This window comes from Prevotella sp. AM34-19LB, from assembly GCF_003468525.1.
Taxonomy (GTDB): domain Bacteria; phylum Bacteroidota; class Bacteroidia; order Bacteroidales; family Bacteroidaceae; genus Prevotella.
The window spans coordinates 1-1,331 of sequence record NZ_QSIG01000116.1; the positions used below are offsets into that span (position 1 = coordinate 1).

2 protein-coding genes and 1 pseudogene are annotated in these 1,331 nt (G+C 44.8%); all 3 read right to left on the reverse strand.

The features are described from left to right. Window positions 1–137 precede the first annotated feature (137 nt). Complete coding sequence (locus DW830_RS15430; protein ID WP_119250488.1) at window positions 138–434, reverse strand: nitrous oxide-stimulated promoter family protein; 297 nt, start codon at window positions 432–434, stop codon at window positions 138–140. Between the two features lie 4 nt (window positions 435–438). Further along, window positions 439–738: a thioredoxin gene (gene trxA / locus DW830_RS15435; RefSeq protein WP_119250489.1), complete on the reverse strand. Its 300-nt coding sequence runs from the start codon at window positions 736–738 to the stop codon at window positions 439–441. Between the two features lie 279 nt (window positions 739–1,017). Then, window positions 1,018–1,331, reverse strand: a pseudogene (locus DW830_RS15440) (DNA-binding protein); the annotation flags it as partial.

A 1,331-nucleotide genomic window follows, 5' to 3' on the forward strand; every position in this document is an offset into this window, starting at 1 on the left:
GGACATTGATGCTTGGACTACCGAGCACTTGTCCAAAAACTGGGTGACAGAACGAACCAAAACTCTCAAACAAGTGAGTTAATATTGGAACATAGAACTGGACACCCTAGTAATGTATTCATGCTCATGTTCCTATTTTATAATTCTCTTATGATATGCTTGATGGCAGCAATCGGGTGATACAAAATCATTCTCGGACCAGCCCAGCGCATTACTTTGCACATTCGTTCTTTCATCTGAGGGCGATAGCAGTGGATGGGACACTTCTTGCAAGTTGGCTTGGTCTCGCCAAACTTGCAATGTTCCAGTCTTGCCGTAGCGTACTGTAACAACTCTTGGCACCCAGGACATAATTCCTTATTGCCTTCCTTCTTCCTGCAGTACAGACGTATCATCTGCTCCACAACTCGCTGCTCTTCCTTTATTCTTTTCATCTTTTTATGTCAAGAATGGATCAAGCGTAGCCAGCAGTTCGGCTTTATCTACCACACCGCTTGTGCGCCACAATACTTCTCCGTTTCGGAAAAGCATCAGCGTAGGCACGGATTGAATGCGGTATTGGCTTGCTATTACGCCGTACTTGTTCACATCCACCTTGATGATTCGGATGCGGTCGCCCAACACACTCTTCACCTGCTCCAGAATGGGGTGCATCGCCTTGCAAGGTTGACACCATGTGGCAAAGAAATCGACCAGAACAAGCTGGCCACTGTTTATTACATTATTAAATGTCTCCATAATTATTTATCTATTTCCGTGAAACGATTAAAAGTTCTGCCGTCGTAGCGAAGAATCCGTGTAGGAATAATATCTTCTTCATGCTCAAATCATTTGATAATGATGCGCCTATAATCTAGGAGGATAAGCCATGCTCAACTCCATATCAGCGCAATATATCTGCAAAAATACAAAAAATATTCAGAAAAGTGATTTTATGGATGAATTTTGTTTGCAGGGCGAACTTGATTTAACCTTATTTTATATGATAGAGGGATATTTTGAAAAAAAACGAAATCCTTAATGACCTTGACCTAATGACCGGCCAGGATCCCACTGAACCTTCACGTTGGTGATGTTCTGCGCCGTAAACTTGTCGGCAGTCTCTGCGCCCTTGGAGCTGAGCAGGAGAGAGAAGTCGCCCAGACGGATCTTCTTGCCTTCGAGCAGCATCTCTCTCATGCAGTCCACAGCCATGTAGAGGATGGCGCTGATGTCAGCTCTTGAATACACACTGCCGTGAGAAGTGATGTGCTTGGCAAACTTCTCGATGGTCATCACATCGGTGTACTGCGAGATGGCGAACGCATTCTGCTTCTCGGTCTTCACCAGGT